This is a genomic window from Sphingobium sp. TomMM15 (genome assembly GCF_055397045.1).
This window is the reverse complement of record NZ_AP027314.1, coordinates 1,098,237-1,125,127: the sequence shown is the minus strand read 5'-3', so window position 1 is coordinate 1,125,127 and position 26,891 is coordinate 1,098,237. Positions and strand designations below refer to the sequence as shown.

The 26,891-nt window shown below is 60.1% G+C and carries 27 protein-coding genes and 1 tRNA gene; 10 read left to right on the top strand and 18 right to left on the bottom strand.

Annotation, left to right across the window (positions count from 1 at the left end):
* Nucleotides 1-23: 23 nt before the first annotated feature.
* The 3 genes from ACZ51H_RS05675 to ACZ51H_RS05665 form a co-directional block, all read right to left on the bottom strand.
* Nucleotides 24-419, bottom strand: coding sequence for a DUF4880 domain-containing protein (locus tag ACZ51H_RS05675; protein ID WP_464802723.1), 396 nt, complete (start codon nucleotides 417-419; stop codon nucleotides 24-26).
* Complete coding sequence (locus ACZ51H_RS05670) at nucleotides 343-942, bottom strand: sigma-70 family RNA polymerase sigma factor (protein ID WP_464802722.1); 600 nt, start codon at nucleotides 940-942, stop codon at nucleotides 343-345. The genes ACZ51H_RS05675 and ACZ51H_RS05670 overlap by 77 nt, the downstream gene beginning before the upstream one ends.
* Before the next feature lie 139 nt (nucleotides 943-1,081).
* Nucleotides 1,082-1,273: a hypothetical protein gene (locus ACZ51H_RS05665; protein ID WP_460985963.1), complete on the bottom strand. Its 192-nt coding sequence runs from the start codon at nucleotides 1,271-1,273 to the stop codon at nucleotides 1,082-1,084.
* A 117-nt stretch (nucleotides 1,274-1,390) separates the two neighbouring features.
* On the opposite strand from ACZ51H_RS05665, the gene ACZ51H_RS05660 reads away from it, so the two are divergent.
* The 5 genes from ACZ51H_RS05660 (at nucleotide 1,391) to clpX (ending at nucleotide 6,420) form a co-directional block, all read left to right on the top strand.
* Nucleotides 1,391-1,475 (top strand) — tRNA-Leu (locus ACZ51H_RS05660).
* A gap of 67 nt (nucleotides 1,476-1,542) precedes the next feature.
* Nucleotides 1,543-3,144, top strand: coding sequence for a trigger factor (tig, locus tag ACZ51H_RS05655; protein WP_464802721.1), 1,602 nt, complete (start codon nucleotides 1,543-1,545; stop codon nucleotides 3,142-3,144).
* A gap of 172 nt (nucleotides 3,145-3,316) precedes the next feature.
* Nucleotides 3,317-4,294, top strand: a complete 978-nt coding sequence (locus ACZ51H_RS05650; RefSeq protein WP_464802720.1) for a glycosyltransferase family 2 protein — start codon at nucleotides 3,317-3,319, stop codon at nucleotides 4,292-4,294.
* An 89-nt stretch (nucleotides 4,295-4,383) separates the two neighbouring features.
* Nucleotides 4,384-5,019, top strand: coding sequence for an ATP-dependent Clp endopeptidase proteolytic subunit ClpP (gene clpP / locus ACZ51H_RS05645; protein ID WP_449473060.1), 636 nt, complete (start codon nucleotides 4,384-4,386; stop codon nucleotides 5,017-5,019).
* 132 nt (nucleotides 5,020-5,151) lie between these two features.
* Complete coding sequence (clpX, locus tag ACZ51H_RS05640; protein ID WP_066523548.1) at nucleotides 5,152-6,420, top strand: ATP-dependent Clp protease ATP-binding subunit ClpX; 1,269 nt, start codon at nucleotides 5,152-5,154, stop codon at nucleotides 6,418-6,420.
* A 191-nt stretch (nucleotides 6,421-6,611) separates the two neighbouring features.
* Here the strand turns inward: clpX and ACZ51H_RS05635 are convergent, their stop codons facing one another.
* The 4 genes from ACZ51H_RS05635 to ACZ51H_RS05620 all read right to left on the bottom strand — a co-directional run bounded on the left by ACZ51H_RS05635 (nucleotide 6,612) and on the right by ACZ51H_RS05620 (nucleotide 10,465).
* Complete coding sequence (locus tag ACZ51H_RS05635) at nucleotides 6,612-7,466, bottom strand: trypsin-like peptidase domain-containing protein (RefSeq protein ID WP_464802719.1); 855 nt, start codon at nucleotides 7,464-7,466, stop codon at nucleotides 6,612-6,614.
* A gap of 221 nt (nucleotides 7,467-7,687) precedes the next feature.
* Nucleotides 7,688-8,386, bottom strand: a complete 699-nt coding sequence (gene mtgA / locus ACZ51H_RS05630) for a monofunctional biosynthetic peptidoglycan transglycosylase (protein WP_464802718.1) — start codon at nucleotides 8,384-8,386, stop codon at nucleotides 7,688-7,690.
* Nucleotides 8,387-8,525: 139 nt separating this feature from the next.
* Nucleotides 8,526-9,437: an RNA polymerase sigma factor RpoH gene (gene rpoH / locus ACZ51H_RS05625; protein ID WP_196225951.1), complete on the bottom strand. Its 912-nt coding sequence runs from the start codon at nucleotides 9,435-9,437 to the stop codon at nucleotides 8,526-8,528.
* A 77-nt stretch (nucleotides 9,438-9,514) separates the two neighbouring features.
* On the bottom strand, nucleotides 9,515-10,465 hold the full coding sequence (locus ACZ51H_RS05620; protein WP_464802717.1) for an RluA family pseudouridine synthase: 951 nt from the start codon (nucleotides 10,463-10,465) through the stop codon (nucleotides 9,515-9,517).
* A gap of 17 nt (nucleotides 10,466-10,482) precedes the next feature.
* Between ACZ51H_RS05620 and ACZ51H_RS05615 the strand changes: the two genes are divergently transcribed.
* Both ACZ51H_RS05615 and ACZ51H_RS05610 read left to right on the top strand, forming a co-directional pair.
* Nucleotides 10,483-10,884, top strand: coding sequence for a M67 family metallopeptidase (locus tag ACZ51H_RS05615; RefSeq protein WP_449473053.1), 402 nt, complete (start codon nucleotides 10,483-10,485; stop codon nucleotides 10,882-10,884).
* Nucleotides 10,885-10,975: 91 nt separating this feature from the next.
* On the top strand, nucleotides 10,976-11,620 hold the full coding sequence (locus tag ACZ51H_RS05610; protein ID WP_449473052.1) for a histidine phosphotransferase family protein: 645 nt from the start codon (nucleotides 10,976-10,978) through the stop codon (nucleotides 11,618-11,620).
* A gap of 26 nt (nucleotides 11,621-11,646) precedes the next feature.
* Here the strand turns inward: ACZ51H_RS05610 and ACZ51H_RS05605 are convergent, their stop codons facing one another.
* From ACZ51H_RS05605 to map, 4 genes are all read right to left on the bottom strand, one after another.
* Nucleotides 11,647-12,495: an FkbM family methyltransferase gene (locus ACZ51H_RS05605; protein WP_464802855.1), complete on the bottom strand. Its 849-nt coding sequence runs from the start codon at nucleotides 12,493-12,495 to the stop codon at nucleotides 11,647-11,649.
* Nucleotides 12,496-12,685: 190 nt separating this feature from the next.
* Nucleotides 12,686-14,098 carry a type I glutamate--ammonia ligase gene (gene glnA / locus ACZ51H_RS05600; protein WP_460985957.1) on the bottom strand — a complete coding sequence of 471 codons (1,413 nt, stop codon included), beginning with the start codon at nucleotides 14,096-14,098 and terminating at the stop codon, nucleotides 12,686-12,688.
* 103 nt (nucleotides 14,099-14,201) lie between these two features.
* Entirely contained in the window at nucleotides 14,202-14,540 is a 339-nt protein-coding gene (locus ACZ51H_RS05595) for a P-II family nitrogen regulator (RefSeq protein WP_196225956.1), read from the bottom strand.
* Nucleotides 14,541-14,778: 238 nt separating this feature from the next.
* Nucleotides 14,779-15,603 (bottom strand): type I methionyl aminopeptidase, encoded by an 825-nt coding sequence (gene map / locus ACZ51H_RS05590; RefSeq protein WP_460985956.1) that lies wholly within the window; start codon nucleotides 15,601-15,603, stop codon nucleotides 14,779-14,781.
* A gap of 90 nt (nucleotides 15,604-15,693) precedes the next feature.
* Here map and ACZ51H_RS05585 point away from each other — a divergent pair, with 90 nt between their 5' ends.
* From ACZ51H_RS05585 to ACZ51H_RS05575, 3 genes are all read left to right on the top strand, one after another.
* Entirely contained in the window at nucleotides 15,694-16,455 is a 762-nt protein-coding gene (locus ACZ51H_RS05585) for a competence/damage-inducible protein A (RefSeq protein ID WP_464802854.1), read from the top strand.
* 270 nt (nucleotides 16,456-16,725) lie between these two features.
* The gene (locus ACZ51H_RS05580; protein ID WP_464802716.1) at nucleotides 16,726-18,069 is read left to right on the top strand and encodes a UDP-glucose dehydrogenase family protein; all 1,344 of its coding nucleotides are present in this window, start codon (nucleotides 16,726-16,728) and stop codon (nucleotides 18,067-18,069) included.
* Nucleotides 18,070-18,189: 120 nt separating this feature from the next.
* The gene (locus tag ACZ51H_RS05575) at nucleotides 18,190-19,581 is read left to right on the top strand and encodes a glycoside hydrolase family 16 protein (RefSeq protein ID WP_464802715.1); all 1,392 of its coding nucleotides are present in this window, start codon (nucleotides 18,190-18,192) and stop codon (nucleotides 19,579-19,581) included.
* Here ACZ51H_RS05575 and ACZ51H_RS05570 read toward each other — a convergent pair.
* The 7 genes from ACZ51H_RS05570 to ACZ51H_RS05540 are packed head-to-tail and all read right to left on the bottom strand — an operon-like array spanning nucleotide 19,566 to nucleotide 26,890.
* The gene (locus ACZ51H_RS05570) at nucleotides 19,566-20,492 is read right to left on the bottom strand and encodes a glycosyltransferase family 2 protein (RefSeq protein WP_464802714.1); all 927 of its coding nucleotides are present in this window, start codon (nucleotides 20,490-20,492) and stop codon (nucleotides 19,566-19,568) included. The genes ACZ51H_RS05575 and ACZ51H_RS05570 overlap by 16 nt on opposite strands.
* Nucleotides 20,489-21,574 (bottom strand): acyltransferase family protein, encoded by a 1,086-nt coding sequence (locus tag ACZ51H_RS05565; protein WP_464802713.1) that lies wholly within the window; start codon nucleotides 21,572-21,574, stop codon nucleotides 20,489-20,491. The genes ACZ51H_RS05570 and ACZ51H_RS05565 overlap by 4 nt, the downstream gene beginning before the upstream one ends.
* Nucleotides 21,571-22,698 (bottom strand): endo-1,4-beta-xylanase, encoded by a 1,128-nt coding sequence (locus ACZ51H_RS05560; RefSeq protein WP_464802712.1) that lies wholly within the window; start codon nucleotides 22,696-22,698, stop codon nucleotides 21,571-21,573. The genes ACZ51H_RS05565 and ACZ51H_RS05560 overlap by 4 nt, the downstream gene beginning before the upstream one ends.
* Complete coding sequence (locus ACZ51H_RS05555; protein WP_464802711.1) at nucleotides 22,695-23,663, bottom strand: glycosyltransferase family 2 protein; 969 nt, start codon at nucleotides 23,661-23,663, stop codon at nucleotides 22,695-22,697. The genes ACZ51H_RS05560 and ACZ51H_RS05555 overlap by 4 nt, the downstream gene beginning before the upstream one ends.
* Nucleotides 23,663-24,607, bottom strand: coding sequence for a glycosyltransferase family 2 protein (locus tag ACZ51H_RS05550; protein WP_464802710.1), 945 nt, complete (start codon nucleotides 24,605-24,607; stop codon nucleotides 23,663-23,665). The genes ACZ51H_RS05555 and ACZ51H_RS05550 overlap by 1 nt, the downstream gene beginning before the upstream one ends.
* Entirely contained in the window at nucleotides 24,604-25,533 is a 930-nt protein-coding gene (locus ACZ51H_RS05545; RefSeq protein ID WP_460985949.1) for a glycosyltransferase family 2 protein, read from the bottom strand. The genes ACZ51H_RS05550 and ACZ51H_RS05545 overlap by 4 nt, the downstream gene beginning before the upstream one ends.
* Complete coding sequence (locus ACZ51H_RS05540) at nucleotides 25,526-26,890, bottom strand: O-antigen ligase family protein (protein ID WP_464802709.1); 1,365 nt, start codon at nucleotides 26,888-26,890, stop codon at nucleotides 25,526-25,528. The genes ACZ51H_RS05545 and ACZ51H_RS05540 overlap by 8 nt, the downstream gene beginning before the upstream one ends.
* Between the last annotated feature and the right edge of the window lies 1 nt (nucleotide 26,891).

Here is a 26,891-nt window from a genome sequence, read left to right as displayed (position 1 = left end):
ATTCCGCAAGTGATGCCTCGGCGTCAGGCGGAGCGAAAGCGGAGCTCTCCGATTCGCGTTTCCTGATGATCGGCGTCATCGACTGTACAGACCGAGAAGATGGCGGCGATGATAAACAGGATTACGGCAACTCCAGCCGCGATCATGATATTGCGCGACAAGCGGCGCTGCGGCTCGCTAGCGATGAGCGCGATAGTCGGCAAATCGTTGTCAGGCGTCGCGCTCTTCAGCACTTCAGCGGATTCCCAGGCCGCCTCCGCCCGTGCGTAAGCTATTGCGTGCTGCGGGTCCGCTTCGATCCACGCGGAAAGTTTCGCCTCATCCCTGACAGTCGGGTCGGTGTTAAGCTTTACCAGCAGACGCGCGGCTTCCGCCTCGATTTCGTTCCTGCTGCTTGACCCTCGCCCCGACGCTTGCACGTTCGAAATCCGTTTCCTGACGTTCCGACCATGCCCGCATAACTCTCGCGATGGCTTTGGCCAGATGTTTTTCAACCGTAGAAACGGACAAGGACATTTCTGCCGCTATTTCGATCATCGATCTTTCATGGATACGGCGCAGGACAAATACCCTCCGGCATTGCGGCGGAAGCGTTTCGACGATCGCTTCGATCTGCCGCAGGGCCTCGCGAGCATGAAGTTGAGCCTCGACACTGTTTTCGGCTTGCAGCAGTTCCAGGTCAGCGATCGTTTCGAAGCTGACCACCTTGTCGCGGCGGGCATTGTCGATGATCAGATTGCGGGCGATCGTGAACAGATAGGCGCGGCCTGTCGTCACATTGTTCCAATTGTCCGTGGCATAGGCACGGGCCATGACCTCGGCAACCATGTCGTCAAGCTCCAGGAAGGAAGGCAAAATCCTCCGAAGCCGACCCCGAAGTGCGGCCTCCTGTGGTAATATAACTGCCTTGAACCAATCTAATTTGGCGCGAACCCGATGCACGATGACCCCCTTGATGTCAGCCGCGCCTCTCCCGCTTTTCTTCTATCCGTCGTGGTTCAATCATGCTTGCAAGGGCCTGTCCAGCATAGGAGAGGGAGAAAATTTCTCGCTACTGCAAGAATAGACGCTGCTGATACACTCAATCCGGCGGCAATTCCGGGATGGACCGATCCGGCTGGTCAAAATCAGGCTGCGTCGGCACGAATTCGGGCGGTTCGCCCGCAGGAGTTTCATCAGGGGTAGAGGGGGGAGGCGACTCCGGGGGTGACTGCGGCTGAATCGTGTCAGGCGGGGGTACGCCGATCGGTTCCGGATCAGGCTGAGTGGCCATGTTTCTCTCCTTGTTTAAACGTTACGCCTGAGGCCCTGCGTGAGTTCCGGGCAAGTTATCCACAATTGCTTGCCTCCCCGGATGCTTTTCTCTATGCCGCGCCGACCGGCGGCCGATGCGGGCGTGGCGAAACTGGTAGACGCGCCAGATTTAGGTTCTGGTATCGCAAGATGTGGGGGTTCGAGTCCCTTCGCCCGCACCAGTGCGCCCGGCTTGTATCATGTCAGGCGCCACCTGAATTCAGCTGAAGAAAGCGTTTGAGAGAAGAGATGCAGACTGTCGAGACGTTGAACGAGGGCCTGAAGCGCGCCTACACCGTGACCATCACGTCGAAGGACATCGACGCCCGCGTGGAAAAGGAAGTGGCGGCGATCGCACCGCAGGTTCGTATGCCCGGCTTCCGCCCTGGCAAGGTGCCTGCCAACCTCGTCAAGAAAATGCATGGTGAATCGCTTCAGCGCGACGCCCTTAACAATTCGATTCAGGAAGGCATTCAGAAGCTGATCGCGGACAACAAGCTGCGTCCGGCGATGCAGCCTTCCGTGGAGCTGGACGAAGGCTTTGAATTCGGTAAGGACGCCGAGGTGAAGGTCGCGCTGGAAGTGCTTCCTGAAATCGCCGCGCCCAGCATCGAAGGTCTGAAGCTGGAGCGTCTGACCGTCGAAGTCTCTGATTCGCAGGTTGATGAAGCCGCTGGCCACATCGCGACCCAGCAGGGCGCGCTGGAAGAGCATGCCGCTTCGCACAAGGCGAAGGATGGCGACACGCTGACCATCGACTTCGTCGGCAAGATCGACGGCGAAGCCTTTGAAGGCGGTTCGGCCGAAGATGTGAAGCTCAAGATCGGCTCGGGCCAGTTCATACCCGGCTTCGAAGAGCAGCTGAGCGGCGTCAAGAAGGGCGACGAGAAGACCATCACCGTCCCCTTCCCGGAGGATTATGGCGCGGCCCATCTCGCTGGCAAGGAAGCCACCTTCGACATCACGGTCAAGGCGATCCTGAACGCCGACAAGCCCAAGCTGGACGATGATTTCGCCAAGTCGCTGGGTCTGGAAGGTCTCGACAAGCTCAAGGAGCTGCTGAAGGGCCAGATCGAGCAGGAACATAATGGCCTCACCCGGACGCACATGAAGCGCAAGCTGCTCGATCAGCTTGCCGCTGCCCATGATTTCGACGTGCCGCCAAGCATGGTGGAAGCCGAGTTCGAACAAATCTGGGCGCAGCTTCAGCACGAAGCCAGCCATGAGGCGGACCCGGAAGCTGCTCTGAAGGAAATGGAAGCCGAGAAGGAAGACTATCGCGCGATCGCCGTTCGCCGCGTTCGCCTTGGTCTCCTCCTGTCCGAAATCGGTCAGGCAAATGGCGTGGCGGTTTCCGATCAGGAAATGAACCGCCTGATCATGCAGGCCGCTCAGCAGTACGGCCCACAGGATCGTGAGCGGTTCGTTCAATATGTCCGCCAGGACCCGATGGCCGCGGCTCAACTCCGCGCGCCGCTTTATGAAGACAAGGTCGTAGACTTCCTGTTCGGCAAGGCCGAAGTCACCGATCGCGCCGTCAGCCGCGAAGAGTTGGAAGCCGCGATCGAAGCAGAAGATGGCGATCTGAAGCCCCACGTGCACGGCCCGGGTTGCGGCCATGATCATCATGATCATGACGAAAAGCCCAAGGCGAAGAAGGCTGCTCCCAAGAAGAAGGCTGCGGACGCTGACGAAGCCGCGCCTGCGGCCGATGAAGCTCCGGCGAAAAAGGCTCCGGCCAAGAAGGCTGCCGCCAAGAAGGACGAGGCCGTGGCTGAAGAAGCTGCCGCTGAGGAAAAGCCAAAGGCCAAGAAGGCTCCGGCCAAGAAGGCTGCTGCCAAGGCTGAATAAGGATTGGGGTTGCCCGGCTGAGCGCTGATGTGCGCCGGGCCACTACCAAAACATGAAAAGCGTCCGTCTCCAGATGGAAGACGGGCGCTTTTCATTTAGCACTCGGCATGGCAGACGAAATGTTAATCCCGGCACGTCATGCCGCGATAAGTTCGGGTGAGGTTTGGGGCAGATGAAGGAATTTCCGGCAGTGGCAAGCGGGCAGGGGGCGGTAGGTCCGCGCATTGCCGTAATCCTGCCCTGCTATAATGAAGCGGGCGCGATCGTGAAGACGGTGCAGGATTTTCGCCGCGCACTGCCCGCCGCCGACATCTACGTCTTCGATAATAACAGCAGCGACGGCAGCGCTGAACTCGCCGCTGGAGCTGGCGCGATCGTTCGCCGCGTGACGCAGCAGGGCAAGGGCCATGTCGTGCGCCGCATGTTCGCCGATGTGGATGCTGACATCTACGTCATGGCCGACGGCGATGCGACCTATGATGCCGCTGCCGCGCCCAGTCTCGTCGCTGCCATGTTGGAAGATAATCTCGACATGGTCGTTGGCGCGCGCAAGAGCGAGGTGGAAGAAGCCTATCGCCGTGGCCATCGCTTCGGAAACTGGGCGCTCACCAGCCTGCTCAAGCAGCTCTTTGGTCGCAGCTTCACCGATATATTGTCGGGCTATCGCGTCTTTTCGCGCCGTTTCGTCAAAAGCTTTCCTGTCCTGTCCGCAGGTTTCGAAATCGAAACGGAAATCAGCGTTCATGCGCTGGAACTGGCGATGCCCGTTTCCGAAATCATGACTGTCTATGGCGCTCGGCCGGAAGGTTCGGTCAGCAAGCTCTCCACCTATCGCGACGGGTGGCGTATCCTGCGAACGATCTTCACGCTCTACCGGATCGAGAAGCCGATCCTTTTCTTCGGCATCATCGCCGCGTTGCTGGCGGCGGGCGCGATCATTCTGGCCACGCCGTTGATCCTTACCTATCTCGATACCGGGCTTGTGCCACGCTTTCCGACCGCGATCCTCGTCACGGGGCTCATGATACTCGCCACGCTATCGGGCATGTGTGGGCTGATCCTCGACACCGTAGTGCGCGGACGCCGGGAAGTGCGGCGCCTTGCTTATCTGACATTCCGTGCTCCTTCCGATTTCGAACCGCGCCGCTGAACTCGCGATCGGCGATCACAGGACCCCTTGAACCTGCCCGCTTTTGTGCCGATGTAGAGAGCGGGCAAAAATCACCCTGAAAGAGCAAAATGACCAATATCATGTCTGATCCCATGGCCGCGCTTGTTCCTATCGTCATCGAACAATCCAATCGCGGCGAACGCAGTTTTGACATTTTCTCCCGCCTGCTGCGTGAACGGATCATCTTCGTGACCGGTCAGGTTGAGGATCATATGGCCTCGCTCATCGTCGCTCAGCTCCTGTTCCTCGAGTCGGAAAATCCGAAGAAGGACATCTGGATGTACATCAATTCCCCCGGCGGCGTGGTGACGGCGGGCATGGCGATCCATGACACGATGAAATATATCCGCCCCCAGGTCGGCACCGTCTGCATCGGTCAGGCGGCATCCATGGGCAGCTTCTTGCTGGCAGCAGGTGAGCCGGGCAAGCGCATCGCGCTTTCCAACGCACGGATCATGGTGCATCAGCCGTCCGGCGGCGCCCAGGGTATGGCTTCGGACATCGAAATCCAGGCGAAGGAAATCCTCCGGATTCGCCGCCGTCTCAATGACCTGTATGTGCAATACACCGGCAAGTCGCTGGACGAGGTTGAGCGCGCGATGGACCGCGATACCTTCCTTGAGGCCGATGAGGCGAAGGCGTTCGGGCTGGTGGACGAGGTATTTGATCGCCGTCCAGCCGCACCCGAAACGACTGACAGCTAACATGGATCTTAATCGCGCGCGCCGTTTTCTCCCCTTGTGAAATCGGCGTGACGCGGTCTAGGATGATCCTAGGACCAGAATATCCCTCGCCGTCGCGGCTTTTCGCTTGGGGCAGGGAGGAAAGATTGGCGAATGACTAAGCTTACAGGCTCCGATTCCAAAAGCACGCTTTACTGCTCCTTCTGCGGCAAGTCGCAGCATGAGGTGCGTAAGCTGATCGCGGGGCCGACCGTCTTCATCTGCGACGAGTGCGTGGAACTGTGCAACGATATCATCCGTGAGGAGACCAAGGGTGGTCTCGTCGGCAAGAAGGATGGCGGCGTGCCGACCCCGCAGGAAATCTGCGATGTGCTGGACGATTATGTGATCGGCCAGAACCGGGCGAAGCGTGTCCTGTCGGTCGCCGTCCACAACCATTACAAGCGCTTGAACCACGGCACGAAGCCGGGTGAGGTCGAACTCGCCAAATCGAACATTCTGCTCGTCGGCCCCACCGGCTGCGGCAAGACGCTGCTGGCACAAACGCTGGCCAAGACGTTCGACGTGCCCTTCACCATGGCCGACGCCACGACCCTGACCGAGGCGGGCTATGTTGGTGAGGATGTGGAAAACATCATCCTCAAGCTGTTGCAGGCGTCGGACTATAATGTCGAAAAAGCCCAGCGCGGCATCGTCTATATCGACGAAATCGACAAGATTAGCCGCAAGGCTGAAAACCCCTCGATCACCCGCGACGTATCGGGCGAGGGCGTGCAGCAGGCGCTGCTGAAGCTGATGGAAGGCACTACGGCTTCGGTTCCCCCGCAGGGCGGACGCAAGCATCCGCAGCAGGAATTCCTTCAGGTCGATACGACCAACATCCTGTTCATCTGCGGGGGCGCCTTTGCCGGGCTGGAGCGGATCATTGGCGACCGTCTGGAAGCCAAGTCGATCGGCTTCGGCGCCCATGTCGCGGCACCCGAAGAGCGCAAGACCGGGGAACTGCTGCGTCAGTCTGAGCCGGAAGATCTGCTGAAGTTCGGCCTGATTCCCGAGTTCGTCGGCCGTCTGCCGGTGATCGCGACACTGGAGGATCTGGACGTGACCGCATTGGTCAAGATTCTGGTCGAACCGAAGAATGCGCTGGTGAAGCAATATGGCAAGCTGTTCGACATGGAAAATGTCGAACTGAGCTTCACTGATGACGCCCTTACGGCGATCGCCAAGAAGGCGATTGAGCGGAAGACTGGCGCGCGCGGTTTGCGGTCGATCCTGGAATCGATCCTGCTCGATACGATGTTCGATCTGCCGTCGATGGAAGGCGTGGGCGAAGTCGTCGTCGACAAGGATGTCGTGGCTGGAACCAAGGAACCTATCCGGGTCTTCAGCGAAAAGGACAAACGCGCCGAAGACGCCGCCTGATCGCGGCGTTCTCCTAGGCGTTCAAAAGCCCCGCTGGATCGCTCCAGCGGGGCTTTTTGGTGGGTCGGGAAACAGGACGCCCTCTAGCCGTTTCGGTTATTCGCTGAATGGACTGTCGGCTATGACCAGAAGCTGACGTCGCTAGAATGGGCATTAGACCTATTGGATTAGCAGGGGCTCTGTTTCGGCTATCATGATTGCTCCCAATGCCATTTGCCCTTCACGCCTCCTGCAATTACCTCATCGATTACCTGCGCCTTCCAAACGATCCCAAGTTGAACGCCTAACGGATCTTCACCGATTCTACCCGAATATATGCCAAGAAAACCTGTGGCCTCGCCGATTATAGAATCGTCTCCAAACGCACCCGAGGGATTTGTTAAACCCCTCCGGACGTGAAGCACTGGCGAACCAGACATCCCCTTCCGTGTAGCAGTATCGAGCAACAGCTTCGGCAATCCTTCTAGATCGATGTCGGGTTCGGTTGCTATCGATGCCCTCTTCCAGATAGGAAAGTGACCGCCAGACATGTTGAAGGGAAAGCCCAGAACGAAGGCATCATCGCCTGCCGAGACATCAAAGCGATCCCAACGATGAAGATTTATCGGTGTAGTCGCGAACCCGTCGATCGAGAGAACTCGCAATGCTTCATCGTCCGGTACGGCACACAGCTGAAGCGCAGCTACATCGACCAATTCACGGTGTATGGGATGCACCAGCCAATTGGGTCCATTGTCAGAAGAAAGTGGCAGGCTCCATCCTCGTCGATACCACCTTCGCGCGCCTTGGGGATCGAGCGCCCAAACCCCAAGATTGAAGTCGATGTTTGTCGGCGTGAACGCCATATCCGAAAGGGCACAGTTCGCCGTGTAGTTCCAGCCTGTGAGATTGTGCACATTCGTTATTAGATACCAAACTCCACTGCTCTCCCAGATAAAGCCAGTGCCGTGAGCTTCAGCGGTTCGTGCGCCGCCCTCATCAGCACGAAACATGGTGATCGGTATCGACTGGTATGACTCATTGCGCGAAATTCGAACCCGCTTCATTCAACCCCACACCCCCAACGTTCCATTTGATCAGCACGCCAAATGCGAGGCAGCGACCATCGGATTTCTGGCGCGGCTTGAATCAATTAGCCGCCAATCATTACATAATGCGAGCGCAAGCTGGAAGTTAGGAGGATGCGCGACAGGCATGACACCCACTTCCGCCGAACTGACGTTTCTATGCGGAACGCCTGCTTTCCACCCAAGCACGACGCCCTCATTCACCGCACGCAACTATCCAAACCATCCCGCTGCACCACCCCGATCCGGCTTGTGATGCTGTTGCCATATCGCCGGGTAAAGCCTTGCGGCGCAATCGCGCCCCTTTTCTTGGGCAATGGCAGCACGGCAGCAAGACGCGCCGCTTCCGCGCGCGTCAGCTTGCCCGCGCCATGATGGAAATAGCGGATGGCACCGGCCTGCACGCCATAGGTTCCAATCCCCGTCTCCGCGACATTCAGATACACCTCCATGATCCGCCGCTTGCCCCAGATCGCCTCGATCAAGATAGTAAACCAGGCTTCAAACCCCTTTCGGATGAAGCCGCCACCCTGAAACAGGAACACGTTCTTCGCGGTCTGTTGGCTGATAGTCGATCCGCCGCGAATCCGTCCGCCACTGACATTGTGACGGAGGGCTTGCGCGATCGCGACCGCGTCGAAACCATGATGACTGCAAAAGCGGCTGTCTTCGCCCGCAATGGCCGCGCGTGCCATGTTCGGATCAATATCGTCCAGGCTTACCCAATCTTTGGTGATGCCATTCGGATCGGCCAGCATCGTCAACGTCACAGGGGGCGGTACGAAGCGATAGAGCAGTACCAACAGCAATGAGAGCGCGACAAAGCCGCCCAATATCCGGATGGCGAAGCCGGCCCAACGGAAGCGGCGGCGAGACGAAGCGGCGATGGTGGCACTCATTTGCTCGTTCGTAGCGCGATCCGTCGAGCATTCAAGTTGGCACGCACCGCCGAGCCAATCCGCCATAAATCGGTCGCTGTTAACGCCACAAAAAAAGCCCCGGATCACTCCGGGGCTTCCTACCTCATGGTAATCAGCGTCAGGCCAGTGCCAGCCGCATCTTGCCCAGCCTGTCGCCGGCAATCCGCATCATGGCCTTTTGCAGCTTCTCAAACGCGCGCACCTCGATCTGGCGAACACGCTCGCGCGACACGCCATAAACCTGGCTCAGTTCTTCCAGCGTCTTGGGCTCTTCGGCCAGACGCCGCTCGGCAAGGATATGCTTTTCACGATCGTTCAGATCGTCCATCGCCTCGACCAGCATATCGTGGCGCAGCGTCTTTTCCTGCTCATCCGCCACCAACTCGTCCTGCAACGGGTCGGTGTCGGCCAGCCAATCCTGCCATTGCCCTTCGCCGTCCTCGCGCATCGGCACGTTGAGCGACGTGTCGCCGCCCATCGCCATGCGACGGTTCATGGAGACCACGTCTTCCTCGGTCACGCCCAGGTCGGTAGCGATCTTCTTGACGTCGTCGGGATGCAGGTCGCCATCCTCGAACGCTTCGATATTGTTCTTCATCCGGCGAAGGTTGAAGAACAGCTTCTTTTGCGCCGCAGTGGTGCCCATCTTCACCAGCGACCAGCTGCGAAGAATGAATTCCTGGATCGACGCGCGAATCCACCACATGGCGTAAGTGGCCAAGCGGAAACCGCGTTCCGGCTCAAACTTCTTCACGCCCTGCATCAGGCCGATATTGCCTTCGCTGATCAACTCGCTGACCGGCAGGCCATAGCCGCGATAACCCATGGCGATCTTCGCAACCAGGCGCAGGTGGGACGTCACCAGTTGCGCCGCCGCTTCGGGGTCCTGATGTTCCGCGTAACGCTTGGCGAGCATATATTCCTGCTCAGGCGTCAGAAGCGGAAACTTGCGGATTTCCGACAGATAGCGGTTGAGGCTGGCTTCACCGCCCAGCGCTGGAACCGCGGGGACATTGCTTTTTGCAGCCATGTCGCTTCACCTTTCCCTTTCGTGCGCGGCGGGACCCAGAAGAGGCATCCGATGCGCCGTCGCAAACTTGTCAAAAACTATACGTGGAGCTCGCTTAACAGTTCCTGCATGTCGGCAGGCAGTGCGCTGTCAAAGCTAAGTTTTTGCCCCGTCACCGGATGTATGAACCCCAGCTGTTTCGCGTGCAATGCCTGCCTTCTGAAACGCATCGTTTCCAGTATCGTTTTGAAACCTTTTCTCTCTCTACTGTAAACCGGATCGCCGATCAAGGGGTGACCCAGATGTGCCATATGAACGCGCACCTGATGGGTCCGCCCAGTTTCCAGCCTGCATTCCACCAATGCGGCGCCGGGCAGGCGTTCTATCGTACGATAATGGGTGACGGCATGCTTGCCACGTCCTTCGCGATGAACCGCCATTTTCTTGCGATCCGAATCCGATCTTCCGATCCATGTGTCGATCGTTCCGGCCGCAGGTTGGGGATGCCCGTAGACGATCGCCGCATATAGTCGGTCGATACTGTGCGTCTTGAACTGCTGTGCCAGCCCCTCATGCGCCCGGTCGGACTTCGCCACGACCAGAAGGCCGGACGTGTCCTTGTCGATCCGATGGACGATGCCGGGCCGAGCCACACCGCCAATGCCGGATAATTGCCCGCGACAATGATGCAGCAGTGCGTTGACCAGCGTCCCGTCCAGATTGCCAGCCGCCGGGTGGACCACCAGACCCGCTGGCTTGTCGACGACGATCAGGTGGGCATCCTCATGCACGATGGTCAGCGGAATATCCTGGGCGATCGCTTCGGCATCGGCGGGCGTTGGAATGCTGATCTTAAAAGTCTGACCATCGGCTACCTTCGCAGACGGGCTCAGCGTTCTTCCCGCGAGTGTCACTTGACCATCGACGATCAGGCTCTTCAATCGTTCGCGTGAAAGTTCCGGAACCAGTTCGGCAAGCGCCTTGTCCAGGCGAAGGCCATGCTGCGCTTCGCCTATCGTCGTCTCGATGATAGAATCCCCCGAACCCATTGGTTAAGCATGTAAGAATGATGGTCCGCATTTCAAGATTGCTGCTGGAACAGATCATGTCTCACGCGGCCAGCAGCGCTGACGAAGTCTGCGGGTTGCTGCTGGGGCATTTCGGCTGCATCACGCAAGCGCGCCCGGCAGAAAATGTCGCGCCTGATCCGGCACGGCATTTCGAACTTGATCCAGCGGCGCTCCTTGCCGCTCACAAGGCCGCGAGGGCGGGTGGACCAGCCGTGATGGGCCATTATCACTCGCACCCTGGAGGTTGCCCTGAACCGTCGGCCACGGACGCGGCCTATGCGGCCCCCGACGGCAGCCTGTGGCTTATCGTCGGCCGGGGAGAAGTGCGGCTTTGGATCGCAAGCATGGGGAGTTCGGAAAAGGTGACATTTTCCGAGGCGTTGCTCGATATCATGTGAGGCAAAGGCGGCAGGCCGGGGTTGCATCATCTGGCCCGGCAGCGCATTAGCCTGTCATTCCTTTCAGTTATTTCCGGCGGCAGAACCCCTCATGACCCACCCGACCGACAGCATCGAATTTGCCAGCTTGCTTTGTTCGCGCCTGTGCCATGATCTGCTGAGCCCGGTCGGCGCCCTAAACAACGGTCTGGAGTTGATGGCGGATGAAACCGACCCGGAAATGCGCCAGCGTTGCCTCGATCTTCTGGCCGACAGCGCGAAAACTTCGGCCAATAAGCTGAAATTCTTCCGGCTTGCCTTCGGGTCGGCGGGCGGATTCGGCGACGCGGTGCCCACGCACGAAGCCCGCGTGGCGATTGAAGGCATGTTCGCGGCGGGCCGGGTCAAGGTCGGCTGGCTTGTAGACGACGACATGCTCGACAAGCTGCCGGTTAAGGTATTGCTGAACCTCGCCCTCATCGCGGGCGACGCACTGGTGCGCGGTGGCCAACTGGACATCGGCGCTGAAAAGCGGCCTGGCGTCACGGAAATCGTGGTCCGTGCCGAAGGTCCCAAGCTGGTGCTGGACCCCGATCTTCGCGCCGCTCTGGCAGGAACGCTCCCGGAAGACAGCCTCGCGTCACGCACAGCAGCCGCGTGGATGATCCGCAGCCTGGTGACGAGCGCGGGAGGGGAGGTCGCGCTATCCCCTGCCGGAGAGCCCGTGCTGCTCTTCGGGGCCTCTATCCCTGGATGAAGCTGTCCTGATCCGGCGCCGCCTGTTTAGGTGCGGATACTTCCCGACTGTTCTTCGGGTATGAAGAAGCGGTTCGGTCCTTGGTCTGCATCCGGGCCGAAGGGCTTCAGGCGGTTATCGAACGCCTTGTAACCCGCTGCCGCCATCAGCTGCATCACGGCGTCTTCCTGATTGGTCACTTCCACCATCAACTTGGGCCGATCGCGGGCCAGGCATTCGGTCATGCCGCTCAACGCCATCAGTTCCGCGCCCTCGATATCGATTTTCAGGAAGTCGGGCCTGATCATCCTCGACGCCACGAAGCTGTCGACGGTGGTCACATCCACTTGCATCTGGTTGTAATGCTGGTTTGAAAAGGCGTTCTGGTTATTCCTTTCCAGATTTTCATAATCCTGGATCAGGGACGAGTTCTGGCCCGACAGATTTTCGACGTAGAATGACGCCTGTCCTACCGTATCCCCGACAGCTTCCGGGATGATTTCCACCTGCGGGAATGACGCCACGTTGGCGGTCAGATAGCGGAGATTGTCGCGGCTGGGCTCGAAGACGAAGACATTGCCCTCACGACCGGTCAACTTCGCCAGGTAGATGCTGATATATCCGATGTGGGCGCCAGCTTCGATCACGGTGTCACCGGGCTGGATGAGCCGCGCAAGGCTGGACATCACACCACTTTCGCGCCCCCGGCCATGATACCAGTAGCCGCGGTGACGAAACAGATTGAGGCGCAGTTTCGCGCCGTCGACCCAGTGATGAGAGATGGTTATATCTCGGGACGCGAGCCGCGGCAGGATCGCGAAAGCCGCACGCCGTAAGAAGCGATGGCGATGCAGGCCCATGGATCTAAGTGTGGGGATACCCGCCGACGGTTGCATGTTGGTCACGGCCTGCCTCCATTTTGGGTACGTTGATATCCCACATGGACGGCGCGGCAATCATCAATGAAGGCTTACTCATCATGGCTATCAGGTTGCGCAAATGTTTCTGATTTCGTTGGCCCTACCAAAAGAAAAAGCCCGGCCACTTGCGTGACCGAGCTTCTTTCTTGACGGCAACCCGAAAAAATCAGGAGCTGTAGTACATGTCGAATTCGACCGGCGAGGGAGCCATTTCCCAGCGGTACACTTCGGGCCACTTCAGCTCGATATAGGCTTCGATCTGGTCCTTGGTGAACACGTCACCCTTCAGCAGGAACTCATAGTCGGCTTCCAGGCTGTTCAGCGCTTCACGCAGCGAACCGCAAACGGTCGGCACCTGGCTCAGTTCTTCCGGCGGCAGGTCATAGAGGTTCTTGTCCATCGCGGAACCCGGATGGATCTTGTTCTCGATGCCGTCCAGACCAGCCATCAGCAGCGCTGCGTAGCAGAGATAGGGGTTCGCCATCGCGTCGGGGAAGCGGAACTCAACGCGCTTTGCCTTCGAACCCGCGCCGTACGGAATACGGCAGGAGGCCGAGCGGTTGCGAGCCGAATAGGCCAGCAGAACCGGCGCTTCGAAGCCCGGCACCAGACGCTTGTAGCTATTGGTGGTCGGGTTGGTGAAGGCGTTCAGCGCCTTCGCGTGCTTGATGACGCCGCCAATGAAGTAGAGGCACATGTCGCTCAGGCCAGCATAGCCTTCGCCCGCGAACAGCGGCTTGCCGCTGTCCCAGATCGACATGTGGGTGTGCATGCCCGAACCATTATCCTGCGCGATGGGCTTGGGCATGAAAGTCGCGGTCTTGCCATAGGCTTGGGCGACCATCTGCACGACATACTTGTAGATCTGCATGCGGTCGGCGGTCTGGACCAGCGTGCCGAAGGTCAGACCGAGTTCGTGCTGGGCAGCGGCCACTTCATGGTGGTGCTTGTCGCAGGGCAGGCCCATTTCGAGCATGGTGGTGACCATCTCGGCGCGGATGTCGGTGGCCGGATCGACCGGAGCGACAGGGAAGTAGCCGCCCTTGGCGCGCGGACGGTGGGCAAGGTTGCCGCCCTCATATTCGCGGCCGGTGTTGGTCGGCAGTTCGATATCGTCGATCTTGTAGAAAGACTCGTTATAGTCGTTGTTGAAGCGGACATCGTCGAACATGAAGAATTCGGCTTCCGGGCCGACATAGACGGTGTCGCCGAAACCAGCCGACTTGACGAAGGCTTCCGCGCGCTTCGCGGTCGAACGCGGATCACGGGCGTAGAGTTCGCCGGTGTCGGGCTCGACGATGTCGCAGAACAGGATCAGCATCGGGGTGGCGCTGAAGGGATCGACATAAACGGCGTCGAGGTCCGGCTTCAGGATCATGTCCGACTCGTTGATTGCCTTCCAGCCTTCGATCGACGAACCGTCGAACATCAGGCCTTCGTTCAGTTCATCTTCGCCCAAGACCGAAGACACCATGGTCAGGTGCTGCCACTTGCCCTTGGGATCGGTGAAGCGCAGATCGACCCACTCGATCTCCTTCTCTTCGATCATCTTCAGGATGTCTTTTGGCGTGTTGGCCATGTGCGCTTGCCCTTCTTTCATGATTACCCCCCCGAAGGGGTAGTGGATGTTGCAGTTCGTCAGCTCCTTTACGAAGCTGACGCGAAATCAAAATTGGTGGAGATCAGATAGCGTCGCTGTCCCGCTCGCCGGTGCGGATGCGAACCGCGCCTTCGATCGCCGAGATGAAGATCTTGCCATCGCCGATCCGCCCGGTTTGCGCGGCGGCGGAGATCGCCTCCACCACGCGGTCTGCCAAGGCGTCGTCCACGACCACCTCCAGCTTTACCTTGGGCAGGAAATCGACGACATATTCAGCGCCACGATACAGTTCGGTATGGCCCTTTTGACGGCCAAAGCCCTTGGCCTCCGTAACCGTGATGCCGGACACGCCCACTTCGTGCAGCGCTTCCTTCACCTCGTCGAGCTTGAACGGCTTGATGATCGCCTCGATCTTTTTCATCACTCTAATCCCAACTCAAACGCGCGCGCGATGACGAAGTGATCTTCGCCCTCATCATTTAACAGCGACGATCTTCATGTCCCCGAGACATGCGCCGTGCCCTTCAACAATCAATTACCGTGCCAAACGGCGAATCGCTACGCCACGCTTTCGGCGATGCCGCAATCTTTGTCCATATTGCCTGATTTCAGGGCAATATTGTCCCACTGTGCCCGATTTTTAGGCAGTGTTTTTCAGCTCAATAGGGCGGTGCGTCGAGCCCGGCCGGGCTCTTCGTGAAAATCTCGCAGCCAGTTTCGGTAATCCCGATGCTATGTTCGAACTGCGCGGACAGCGTGCGATCACGCGTGACGGCGGTCCATCCGTCTTCCAGCATCTTCACGCCGGGCTTTCCGATGTTGATCATAGGTTCGATGGTGAAGAACATGCCGGGGCGCAGTTCTGGCCCCGCGCCCGGTCGGCCGATATGGACGACTTCGGGACTGTCGTGAAAAACGCGGCCCAAACCATGGCCGCAAAAATCGCGGACCACGCCATAGCGATGTTTTTCGGCGTGCTTTTGAATAGCATGGCCGATGTCGCCCAGATGGTTGCCGGGCTTTGCCTGCTCGATGCCCAGCATCAGGCATTCATAGGTCACTTCGACCAGCCGCCGTGCCTTGATGCTGGTTTCGCCGACTATGAACATCCGGCTCGTATCGCCATGCCACCCATCGACCAGCGGCGTCACGTCGATATTCAGGATATCGCCATCCTTCAGCTTCATGTCGCCGGGGATGCCATGACAAATGACATTGTTCAGCGAGATGCAGCAGCTGTGCGTATAGCCGCGATAGCCAAGGGTGGCTGGCACGCCGCCGCCGTCGAGTGTCATGCGCCGGACGATGTCGTCCAGTTCGCCCGTGGTCACGCCCGGCACCACATGCGGCACCAGCGCATCAAGGATTTCGGCAGCTAGCCGTCCCGCCTTGCGCATGCCTTCGAAACCAGCGGCGTCATACAATTTGATCGCGGTCGATCGCGAAATCGGCGCATCGGCCGTCATCGTCATATATTCGGTCATGTGCCGGTTATAGGCGGGGCAGCAGGATATTGCGAGGCCCCGATCGCGTCGGGCTAGGCAGCCGACGTGTCAAACGCTATGGCCAGCCTCATGCCCGTAACCGAACGTATCTGGACCGCCGCGCTGATCGTGATCGGAGACGAGATTCTGTCCGGCCGAACCCAGGATAAGAATATCGCCCAGATCGCGTCCTGGCTTAACGTGCAGGGGATCAGGCTGCGGGAAGTACGCGTGATCGCCGATGACAGCGACTCTATAGTCGAAGCGGTAAACGCGCTTCGGGTGCGCCACGACTATCTCTTCACCACGGGAGGCATCGGACCGACGCACGACGATATCACTGTCGATGCGATCGCCCGCGCCCTTGAGGTCGATGTCGAAATTCATCCGCAGGCCCGCGCCATGCTCCAGGGCTATTATGAAACACGGGGCGGGCTGACCGACGCCCGGTTGCGCATGGCCAGGGTGCCTGCCGGTTCCGATCTTATCGAAAACCGCATGTCCGGCGCGCCTGGCATTCGACATGGCAATATCTTCATCATGGCGGGCGTGCCGCACATCACGGCTGGCATGCTCGACATGCTGACCGGCACGTTGGAGGGCGGGCAGCCCTTGCTGTCGGCGCAGATTGGCTGCTGGGTCGCTGAAAGCGAAATAGCCGACCTTCTCGCCGCGACAGAGCGCACGCATGAAGGCTGCCAGATCGGCAGCTATCCCTTCTTCCGGGAAGGCCGGACGGGGGCAAACTTCGTCATCCGCTCAACCCGGGCCGCAGTGCTGGAGCAGTGCATTGCCGATTTGAGCGCTCGACTGGAGCAAGGCGGCTGGCCGGTCTTCGCTGGCGGCATCTGACACGGTTTCCTACCAGCAACTGGCTGGTTCCACGCCCATATGTGTCTGCTTAGCGGCAGGTTGCGTTGCATCAACTCAGTGCGAGACGCTATGCTGCGCTGCATCAATAGCTGGCTGGTTCCAGCTTTTGGATGTCGGGCTTCACGCTTGGGCATCCGATCCATGGCGAAAGGCTAAGCCCATCAGTCCCGCGCTCGCGGGATCGGCTTTTTGCGCCTTTTTCTCCGGATCGCTGCGCAAGGGGGAGCCGCTTGTTAAGGAGAATAGGTGATGCGGATCGTGATGACCGGATCGGGCTATGTTGGGCTGGTTTCGGGCGCATGCCTTGCCGACTTTGGGCATGATGTCGTCTGCGTAGACAAGGACGTAGCCAAGATCGAAGTGCTACGCGACGGCGGCGTGCCGATATACGAACCGGGGCTCGCCGACCTGATCGCGCGCAATGTGAAGGGAGGGCGCCTTACCTTCACCACGGACCTGGCGGCTTCGGTGGCGGAGGCGGACGTCGTCTTCATCGCCGTTGGCACGCCTGCGCGCCGGGGCGATGGTCACGCCGACCTTAGCTACGTCTATGATGCCGCTCGCGAAATCGCGTCCGCATTGCGTGGCTTTACGGTCGTCGTCACCAAATCGACTGTTCCCGTCGGAACAGGCGATGAAGTGGATCGCATCATCCGCGAAGCCAACCCGGCTGCGGAGTTTGCCGTCGCCTCCAACCCCGAATTCCTGCGCGAAGGCGCGGCGATTCAGGATTTCAAGCGGCCTGATCGCATCGTCATCGGCATCGAGGATGATCGCGCCCGGCCTTTGATGGAGGAGGTGTATCGCCCGCTTTATCTGAACCAGGCACCGATTCAGTTTACCGGCCGACGCACCAGCGAGCTTATCAAATATGCCGCGAACGCCTTCCTTGCGATGAAGATCACCTACATCAACGAGATCGCGGAACTGTGCGAACATGTCGGCGCGGACGTTCAGCAGGTTGCGCGCGGCATCGGCCTCGACAACCGCATCGGCAGCAAGTTCCTCCACGCGGGTCCCGGCTATGGCGGCTCCTGCTTCCCCAAGGATACGCTGGCGCTGGTGAAAACCGCCGAAGACGCGGGCGCGCCGATCCGCCTCATCGAAACAACCGTTGCGATCAACGAAAGCCGCAAGCGTGCCATGGCCCGCAAAGTGGTCGCTGTGTGCAACGGTTCCGTTCGCGGCAAGACGATCGGCGTGCTGGGCTTGACCTTCAAGCCGAACACGGACGACATGCGGGACGCGCCATCACTCTCGATCATCCAGGCGTTGCAGGATGCTGGTGCCCAGGTCCGCGCCTATGATCCGGAAGGAATGGAGGCCGCTCGATCGATGCTGCGCGGCGTCGATTTCTGCGCCAATCCCTATGAGGCCGCCCAGGGTGCTGCGGCCGTGGTGATCGTCACCGAATGGGACGCGCTCCGTGCGCTCGACCTGCCGCGCCTGCGATCCGTGATGAGCGGTGAGGGCCTTGTCGATCTTCGCAACATCTACCGGGCCGCCGACGCGGAAGCGGCGGGTTTCTCCTATGTCAGCGTAGGCAGGGGCGCAGAACCGGAGCCCGAAACGCTCATCCAGGCTGCGGAATAAAGCCTACCTGTATCGGCTCATCGCAAAAGCTCCGGCTTTGCGATGAGTCGTGCTTGACCGGAAGTTTTTGTTAATCTTCGTATAGGACCCTCAAGGGGCTAATAAGCGGGGGTTGCAAAAATGAATATCAAACTGACCGGCTCCATGTGTGGAGCCGGATTATCGCTTCTATGCGTCATGGCGGCGGGGGCCGCAACGATGTTATCGAGTGGATCGACATCGACTAACTTGCAGACGGGGTCAACCACGACTCTGCTCAGTAGTGGATCGACATCGACAACCACTTCGACAACTTCGCTATCGACTGACACCACTTCGACCGTTTCAGCCAGCTTTTCCACATTCGATTTCGCCAATGGTACAAAGCTGCCGGACAAGTCGACCTTGTCGCTAGGCAACGCTACCGTACGTCCGGGCAGCGGCACCGCCTATGTGCCGGTAAGGCTTGATCGTCCGACGCCAAACACCGTCATCGCGCGGGTCATTACCGTGAACGGGTCAGGCACGCTGCGCGCGCTGTCCGGCTACAACTACCAGACGGTAGATACAGTCGTGATCTTCCGCCCCGGCGATCCGCTCGTCCAGACGGTCGGTGTACCGATCACCAGCCTCGCCGAGGGACAGCAGTTCCAGTTAAAGCTGCGGGAAGCGCCCTGGGGCGGCCTCCAGGGGCAGTCGCTGGCGACCATCACCGCGAGCAGCACCGTCGCGCCAACACCCAAGGCAACCGGCACTTTCCGCCAGCCCCGAACCTTCGCGGCAACGGGCACGCTCCAGTTCGAGCTGAAGAAGGAAACGCACAAGCGCTCGCCCGACGGCGGCTGGGATCGCTGGGCCACCTCGCTGTCGCATGGCCGTACCCAGATCGCCAATGGAGAGACCGGCCTCTATCTCGATTCGTCGCTATTCCCCGGCATTGAAGGTCCAGTCTACTGGGGCACAAAGGGTCTTGTCCTGCATAGCCAGAAGCTGAAGTCGCCTATCTGGTATGAAGGCCAGAACTGGTATTATGGCGCGTCGGTGCTGGATGGCCGCAATTTCATCGCCTCGCAGATCGCCTATGGCCAATATGAATGGGTGGCCCGGATGCCCAACCGCCGTGGGTCATGGCCCGCATTCTGGCTGATCTCCACCAGCGGATGGCCGCCCGAAATCGATATCTATGAGGGCTTCGGCTATCAAAGCTTTTGGGATTTCGATCGCCATATCGCCCACACCATCCATGGCGGTAAGGACGGCGTCCGCAGTTTCCAGCGCGGCGTCACGATCCAGGCTGAGCAGGCTTACGGCCTCAAGGGCTTCGCCCAAGACTTCCACCGCTTCGCCGTCGATATTCAACGCGATTATATCACCTGGTTCGTGGACGGGGTCGAAACCTATCAGTCGGTCAATCCCTTCCAGGGGCATCGCTGGTATCCGATCATGGACGTCGCGGTGAAGACCAGCGGCGCCTATGATGATGGGTCAGGAGACATGATCATCACGAGCCTGCGCATCTACAGCGCGCCATAATGGCTATGGGCGCCGCCTGACAGGGCATAGAGGCGCCCCCAGCATTTGACCCACTGCCCGGCAACGTCCACGCGGCGAACGCCGGGCAGCAGCAACCCTGCAAGCCCTGCGGTGCGCAGCGTCAGTATGCCCAGCGTCCTACCCAACAGGGCAACCTGCGCAACGCGCCCCGGCCGCCGCTTCCGCCGCGCCAGCGTCTCGGTAAATCCGATCCGCCACATCCGTTTCAACACCCAGCTGAGCTTCGCCCGTTCCGGCGGCACCCATTCGCTCACCCGCGCATCAGGTGCCCAGGCGAACCGCGCACCGGCTTCCCGCAACCGTGCAAGGAAATCCAGATCTTCACCCCCGCTGCGGTTGAAGCGCATATCGAACCACGGCCGTGGCGCCATCTCCAGCGCCCTGCGGTTCACCAGCAGGTTATTGCTCGCCCACAACATGCCCGTCGCGCCCCATCCGCGCCGCTCCGGCCGGAACACCAAAGTCTGTTGCGCCCATCGTGGCGGCCCATCCTTGAAGTGAAAATCAACAGGCCCTGCGACCACATCGGCACCCACCTGCGCCTGACAGGCAAGCAGCGCGTCGAGCCAGCCCGGCTGTGGCCACTCATCATCATCGATCATCGCAATGAACCGCATAGCGGGATCGGCCATCGCAACATCACATATCGCATTGCGAACCGAACAAAGCCCCGGCTCCGCCACCGGCAATAGCGTCAGGGGCAAGGGATAGCCGCTAATCCGCAAAGCCTCCACGACAGCCGCGCCCTCTGCCGCGTTCCCGTCATTGTCGGCGACCAGCACCATGACATCCTGCCGCTGCACCATCTTTGCCAGCGTCTCCAGCAAGTGCCGCAATTCGGCAGGGCGCCGGAACGTCGGAACGGCAATCCATATCGGCTTGCCCATCATGGCGCCGCCGGTTCCAGCGCTGGGGGACGTTGCGGACGCCCCTTTTGCAGCCATTTGATGAACTGATGCCCTCGCACCTCGATCAGCAAATAGCTGACCCAGCAGATCAGCCAGGTGACGATCAGCATCCCAAGCACGAACAGCCAGTCCACCCCGACGATTCCATGCCGCTGCGCCACGCCCATTGCGCGCGCGGCGACGTCGCGCACCAGTGGATGCCAAAGATAGATGGAATAGCTGATGAGGCCGAGGTGAAAGCTCAACCGGTTGGCCATCACCGCCCGCGCGGCTGGCCCGTCATAATAGCAGCTCAGCACCAGGGCGGGCATCAGGCACACAACCAGCACGTCAGCTCCCGGCAACAGCAGCGCCAGCGCGATCAGACCACAAACCGCCGCAAAACCGCCGCTGCGGTCAATCACGGCCTTGCACAAAGGATGGTCCGCAACACGATATGTCAGAACGCCCAGCGAAAAGCCCGCAAGGCAGCGCAGCAGCGTCAACACGCTGTCGCTATCATTGACGTCGAGCGGCCCGCTGGCCCCCAGTCCCGACGAAGCCACGAGCAGCAGCAGTCCGATGCAGATCGCCACCTGCGCCCATGCCCAGCGCGAAAAGGCAAGGATCGCGATCAGAGGATAGATGAGGTAGGCCGCAACTTCCGTGCTGACCGACCAGCTATTGCCAGCGATCGGTTCCGTGCCCCAACCCCAGCTCTGCACCATGAACAGGTTGCTGAGGATATTGGCCGGGTTCAACTCTATCGACTGATTGCCCGACACGTTGAGCAGGATGCGCAGCCCAAAGACCAATGTCACGATCAGGTGCAGCGGCCAGACCCGCGCCATGCGATTGATCAGGAAATCGACATAGCTCGCTCGGCCCAGATGCTTCACCACCCGGTCATGATAGCCATAGGAAATGACGAAGCCGCTCAGGATGAAGAACAGGTCGACCGCCAGATAGGCCCGCGAGAAAAGCGGGATCGCAAACTGCGAAAAGGCCGGTTGATGCGGGATGTGATAAAGCAGGACGGAAACGGCTGCGACCCCGCGCAGGCCAGTGAGTGAGGCGACCCTCATGCCCGGTTCCTCCTAGCAGGAGGCGCCGCATCGAAGGCGCCAGCGATTGCGTCCCAAAATGGCTTCCGGGCCATTTTACCGTCAAAGGGTAGACCACGGGATAGCTGCCCGTCAGGCCATTTATATTCGGGATATTTGGACAGCCATGAATCTCTGTCCGACACGCCCCAGCACAGGACGGATCCCATCGCCGGATTATCCAGCGCCACGTCCAGGAATGCCTTGGCAAAGGCCGCAACCTCGCGGTCGCGCTTGTCTGGATTAGGTGGCCCGCCACGGTCGGCGATATCAAATTCGGTGATCGCCAGCTTCAATCCATATCCGCTCAGCGTTTCCAGAAAATCGGCAAATTGCCGCTGATTGAACGGCTCCTTATAGGGTTTCAGATGCCCCTGAATGCCGATGGCATCCACAGGCACGCCCCGGCTCATCAAACGATCGAGCAGCTTCAGCATCGCGGTTCGCCGCCGCTCGCAGCGCGGGGAGTCATGCTCCAGCCCATAATCGCCCAGGAACAGCGTCGCCCCGCTATCGGCCTCTCGTGCGCGATGGAACGCAAGGTCGATATAATGTTCGCCCATGGCTTTCATCCATAGATTCTCCGCGCGCATCCCGTCGGCGCGGCCCTGATTGGGCTCGATCGTTTCATTGACCACGTCCCATTCGGAAATCCGGCCCGCATAGCGTCGCATGGCAACGTCGATATAGCCGGTCATCAACTGTCGTTGCTGCGCATCGCTCGCCTGTTGCACCGCCGGTTCCAGCCAGGGCGGATTGGCCGTGTACCAGACCAATGTGTGTCCGCGCGCCCGCATCCCATGCGCTTGCGCAAAGTCGATGATCTGGTCAGCGCCGCTAAAGTCATATTTGCCGGGCTTTGGTTCGGTGGTTCCGCGCTTCAGTTCATATTCCTGCACCAAAATGTCGCATTCCCGCGTCACTGTTGCGCAATACGCGCTGTCCTCGCGCAGCAATCGCGATTTCACGGCCGCGCCGAAATAGCGCCCGGAAGCCTTGGCATGATCCGCCAATCCTTCGCGCGACACGACACGGGCCGCGCCGGGAGGCAGGGGAGAGCAGGCCGCCAGCGTCGCCGCCCCCGCCAGAAAATCCCGCCGCCTCACAGGCTTTGCCTCCGCCCGCTCAACAATCGCGTGACATCGATCCAGCGGTCACAGATTTTGCGATAAACGCCGTCCGGCAGAACGATCTGCATCAGCACCGCGCCCGCCAGACGCGGCCCATAGGCGCCATGGAACAATGCCGTCAGATAGTAGCGGATGGCCCGAAGCCGTTTGGTCGGCCAGATGCTCTTTGCCGCGTGCCAACCCATATATCCCGAAAAAGCCCGCGCCGAGATATGGGGGCGCAGGTCGGCCAGCCAGGTCAGGCTGCCTACACTCCCCCGGATTTGCGACAGCCTGTCCTCTGCCTGACGGTCTGCCCAGATCGTACCGGGGCGGCTGGCCATAACGAAACGCGCGCCCGCCAGCGACAGCCGCAACGCGAAATCCGTGTCATCCCCAAACTTCACATCTTCGCGATAACGGACCTTTTCGGCGAGCGAACGGCTGAGCGCCACGCTGCTGGTCTGGATGAAGCCCCGATCGCACATCAGGTAACGATCGACCGGCTCATTCCTTTGTATCGCGCGCGGAGGTTTCAGGAAATTCCGCCCGCCGCCCCGGTCGGCCAGCACCTGTCCATAGGCCACGATATCGTCACTTTCCTCCAGCAGGGGCAGCAGATCGGCAAGGTGATGCGGCAGGAAACGGTCATCGCAATCCAGAAAGGCGATGTATCGGCCCCGTGCGCGATCGACACCGGCGTTGCGCGCCGCCGACGCACCTCGGTTCTGCTGGACGACGATGGTCAGGCGTGGGTCCTTGATCGCGCCCAATGCCAATTCGGTGCCGTCGGTCGATCCATCGACGACAACGATCACCTCGATCACCGCGATGCTCTGCTCCAGTGCGGAAAGCACCGCCGCGACCACTGTGTCGCGACGCTGATAGGTGGGGATGACCACCGAAAATATCGGTTGGGCGACGGCAGCCTGAAGCTGCGATGGAGGTTGCCAGGCGCTCATCACGACCGCGCTCCGTCGTGGGCGGGTTCGCCCTTGCCGAACCGAAGTACGAACAGGTTGACCAGCGAACGGTAGAGCGGCTTTGGAAGGTAGGATCGCAATATCTGCCGCGCGACCACCCGTGGCGGCACCCCACCTGCGAACATACCGATCACCAGATCGCGTAGCGCAGCGACGGGGCGCACGGGCGCCATGTGATAGGCCAGAACCGTCGCGCGATAGCCGCGCCTCGCCCGATCGGTCAGCATGTGACCGCAGCGATCCAGCCAGTCGAGCGAGGTTTCATAACCCCGGACATAGGATGTGCGGCCATCTTCCGTTGCGTCCAGCCACACCGTCAGCGGCTCGTCGATCATCTTGAACCGCGCCCCTGCGCCTTGCAATCGGACGCAGAAGTCGAGATCCTGTCCCTTCTTCAACGCCGGGTCGAACAGCACCTTGCGGGCCATCTCGCTCGGCACGACCATGGTCGATGTCTGCATGAACTGGTTGGCGCAGAACAGATATTCGCCAACATCCTCGCCGTCCCGTATGGCGCGATCAGGCCTGATCCAGTAACGATCGACGCCCCGGTCCACCTTCATGCGGGAATAAAGGACTGTGCGGCCGTCATCATCCTTCAGCGCCTGCGCCATGATCGACAGCTTGCCCGGCAGGAAGAGGTCGTCGGAATCGAGGAAAGCGATATATCGGCCCCGCGCGGCCTTGATCCCATGATTGCGCGCGGCTCCACCCCCGGCATTATCCTGCCTGATATAGCGCACGCGCGGGTCGCCAATGGCTTCGATCACCGGCGCCGGATTATCGCGCGATCCATCATCGATCACGACGATTTCAAAATCCTGCCAGTCCTGCGCTCGCACCGACCGGATCGTGTCACCCACGATATCGGCCCGATTATAGAGCGGGATGACGACGGAGAAGAAGGGAGCAGCATCGCTCATGCGCCATGCACCTTTCGATATTCTTCGTAACGGAAGCCCGCGATGCCCGCGATCTTGCCGACGGCGCGGTAGAGCTTGCCCAGCCGCACAACGCGCTTGCCCCGGTCCAGAGTGGCCGCAGCGCCCAGCGTCCCGACCAGAAACCCGGCGGCGATGCGCGGCGCCTCGCCCAGCAAGGTGCGCAGCCGCCCCCTATGGAACCGCTCGACCATCATGTCGGTCATCCCCAGCCGATAGCCGCGCATCAGCAGCCATTTGGTAGTGACCCGGCTCGCCGGAATAAGCTCCGTCACCAGAGCCTCCTCCGACCAGGCAAAGCGAAAGCCCTTGCGGGCCATCCGGCTGAACAGCTGCTTGTCCGACCCGCCGGTCAGCGCCATGCGCTCATCGAACGGCCGCTCGCCCATCTGATGCAGTGCCTGCGCAGAGATCAGCACATTGGCCGTGCTATCGACGAGCGCGACAGGCCCTGACGTCCCGCGCCGCTTGGCTTGCAACAAAGGATGCCGCGCGGCCCAGGGCGCAACCCGCGCGTCCATCTCCCGCGCCACCGCGCCGCCCACGACATCCGCATTCCAACGCATGGCCGTGTCCACCAGCGCATCGATCCAACCGTGGGAGGCGGCTTCATCATCATCCAGCATCGCGACATGCGTCACGCCGGGTCGCCCAAGCGCCTCCGCCACCAAAGCATTGCGCACCACGGGTATCCCCCGCTCAACCACCAGCAGCGCCTTGATCGGCCAGCGATAGCCCTGGGACGCCAGCCTCTCGACCACGCCCATGCCCTCGGCCCGCGCGGCGTCATTGTCCGCGACCAGCACCTCCAGCTTATGACTCGTTTCCAGCGCCGCGATCGATTCCAGCGTCCGCTGCAATCCTTGCGGCCGATTGCACGTAGCGATGGAGATAATAACCCTAGCCATCAACAGCCTCCGGGGAAGAAATGTGCCGCCGCTGCCATTGCGGGCGCGGCTTGGCCTTGAAAGTTGCGTGCGCGGTGGCAACCGCCGCGAGGAAGATCACCCAGACCTGCCGGTCCTTATCGAAGAAGGAGGTTTCCAGCAGATTCTGGTACATGACGAACACCCAGATGGCGAAAGCCGGAACCATCAGATGCTGGTTCTCCTTGGTCGATCCGGTCAGGAACCAATAAGCGGGCAGGGCCAGAAAGCTCACCAGCAGCATGGCCAGTCCTAAAGGCCCGGTCGTCACCCAAATCTCCAGATATCCATCATGCGAATGCGCCGTCAGCATCTGGAATTGCTGGTTCAGGTAATCATGCGCCGGGGAGTTTGCCCCCACCTGCCAGAAGCCCCCGAAACCCGCCCCCAGGAACGGATGATCGGCCAGATAGTCCAACGCCACGCGCCAGATCGACACGCGCCCGGTAAAGCTCGTCGGATCAGCGAACAGCCGTTCGATCGTCGGCTGATAGGCGATGTAGAGCGCCAGAAACCCGACCATCCCGAACCCGAGCATGATCAGCAGGATCGCCCGCTTTTGCGTATTGTCGCTCAGCGCCCGGTAGATGTTGCTGATCGCCAGCATGCCGATGCACAGCGCCAGCGACGTCTTGCTCTTCGTCCCGATCACGAAGACGAACGCCATGATCGCGAACAAAGCATAATACCATTTCCGGCGATCTACCCACGCATTGCCGCACACGATGAAGCACAACGCCATCACAGCGCCCGCGATATTCTTGTGAAAGAAGAACCCTCGCCACGCGCCGATCAACGCCTTGTCGCTCTCGGTCGGTGGATGCACAGCCGCAGAGGTCAGCGGCATCGAAACCCAACATATGAGAAGCGAGGTAATCAACGCCCATCGCAGGGCGGTGAACAGCCGTTCCGGCCCGATCAGCGCCAATGCGCAGAATGTGATGTAGATCACGATGAACTGCTGCATCACCCGCTTGAAGGACACGAACGGATCGACGCCCCAGCTACAGGTGATCAGGAACCAGACCAGCATGATCGCCAACGGCCAGAAGGTGAAACGGTATTTCAGTGGATGCTGACGAAATATCTGCACCCCCGTCAGCAGCAGCGCAAAGCCGATGAACAGCGCCTGCTTGAACAGGTCCGACCCGTCATTGTCCGCCGCCATCGCCACCAGCTCATCCTGCGTCCGCGATGCGAAAGGCTGCTGGCCGATGAAGACCATCATCAGGAATATGAAGTAGAAAATCTGAGCGACCAGAACCACCCGACTTTCCCGCGATGCAGCAGGAGCGGGGAGGGAGGGCGCAAGGCCAGTGCGGTGCCATGTTGACGCCATG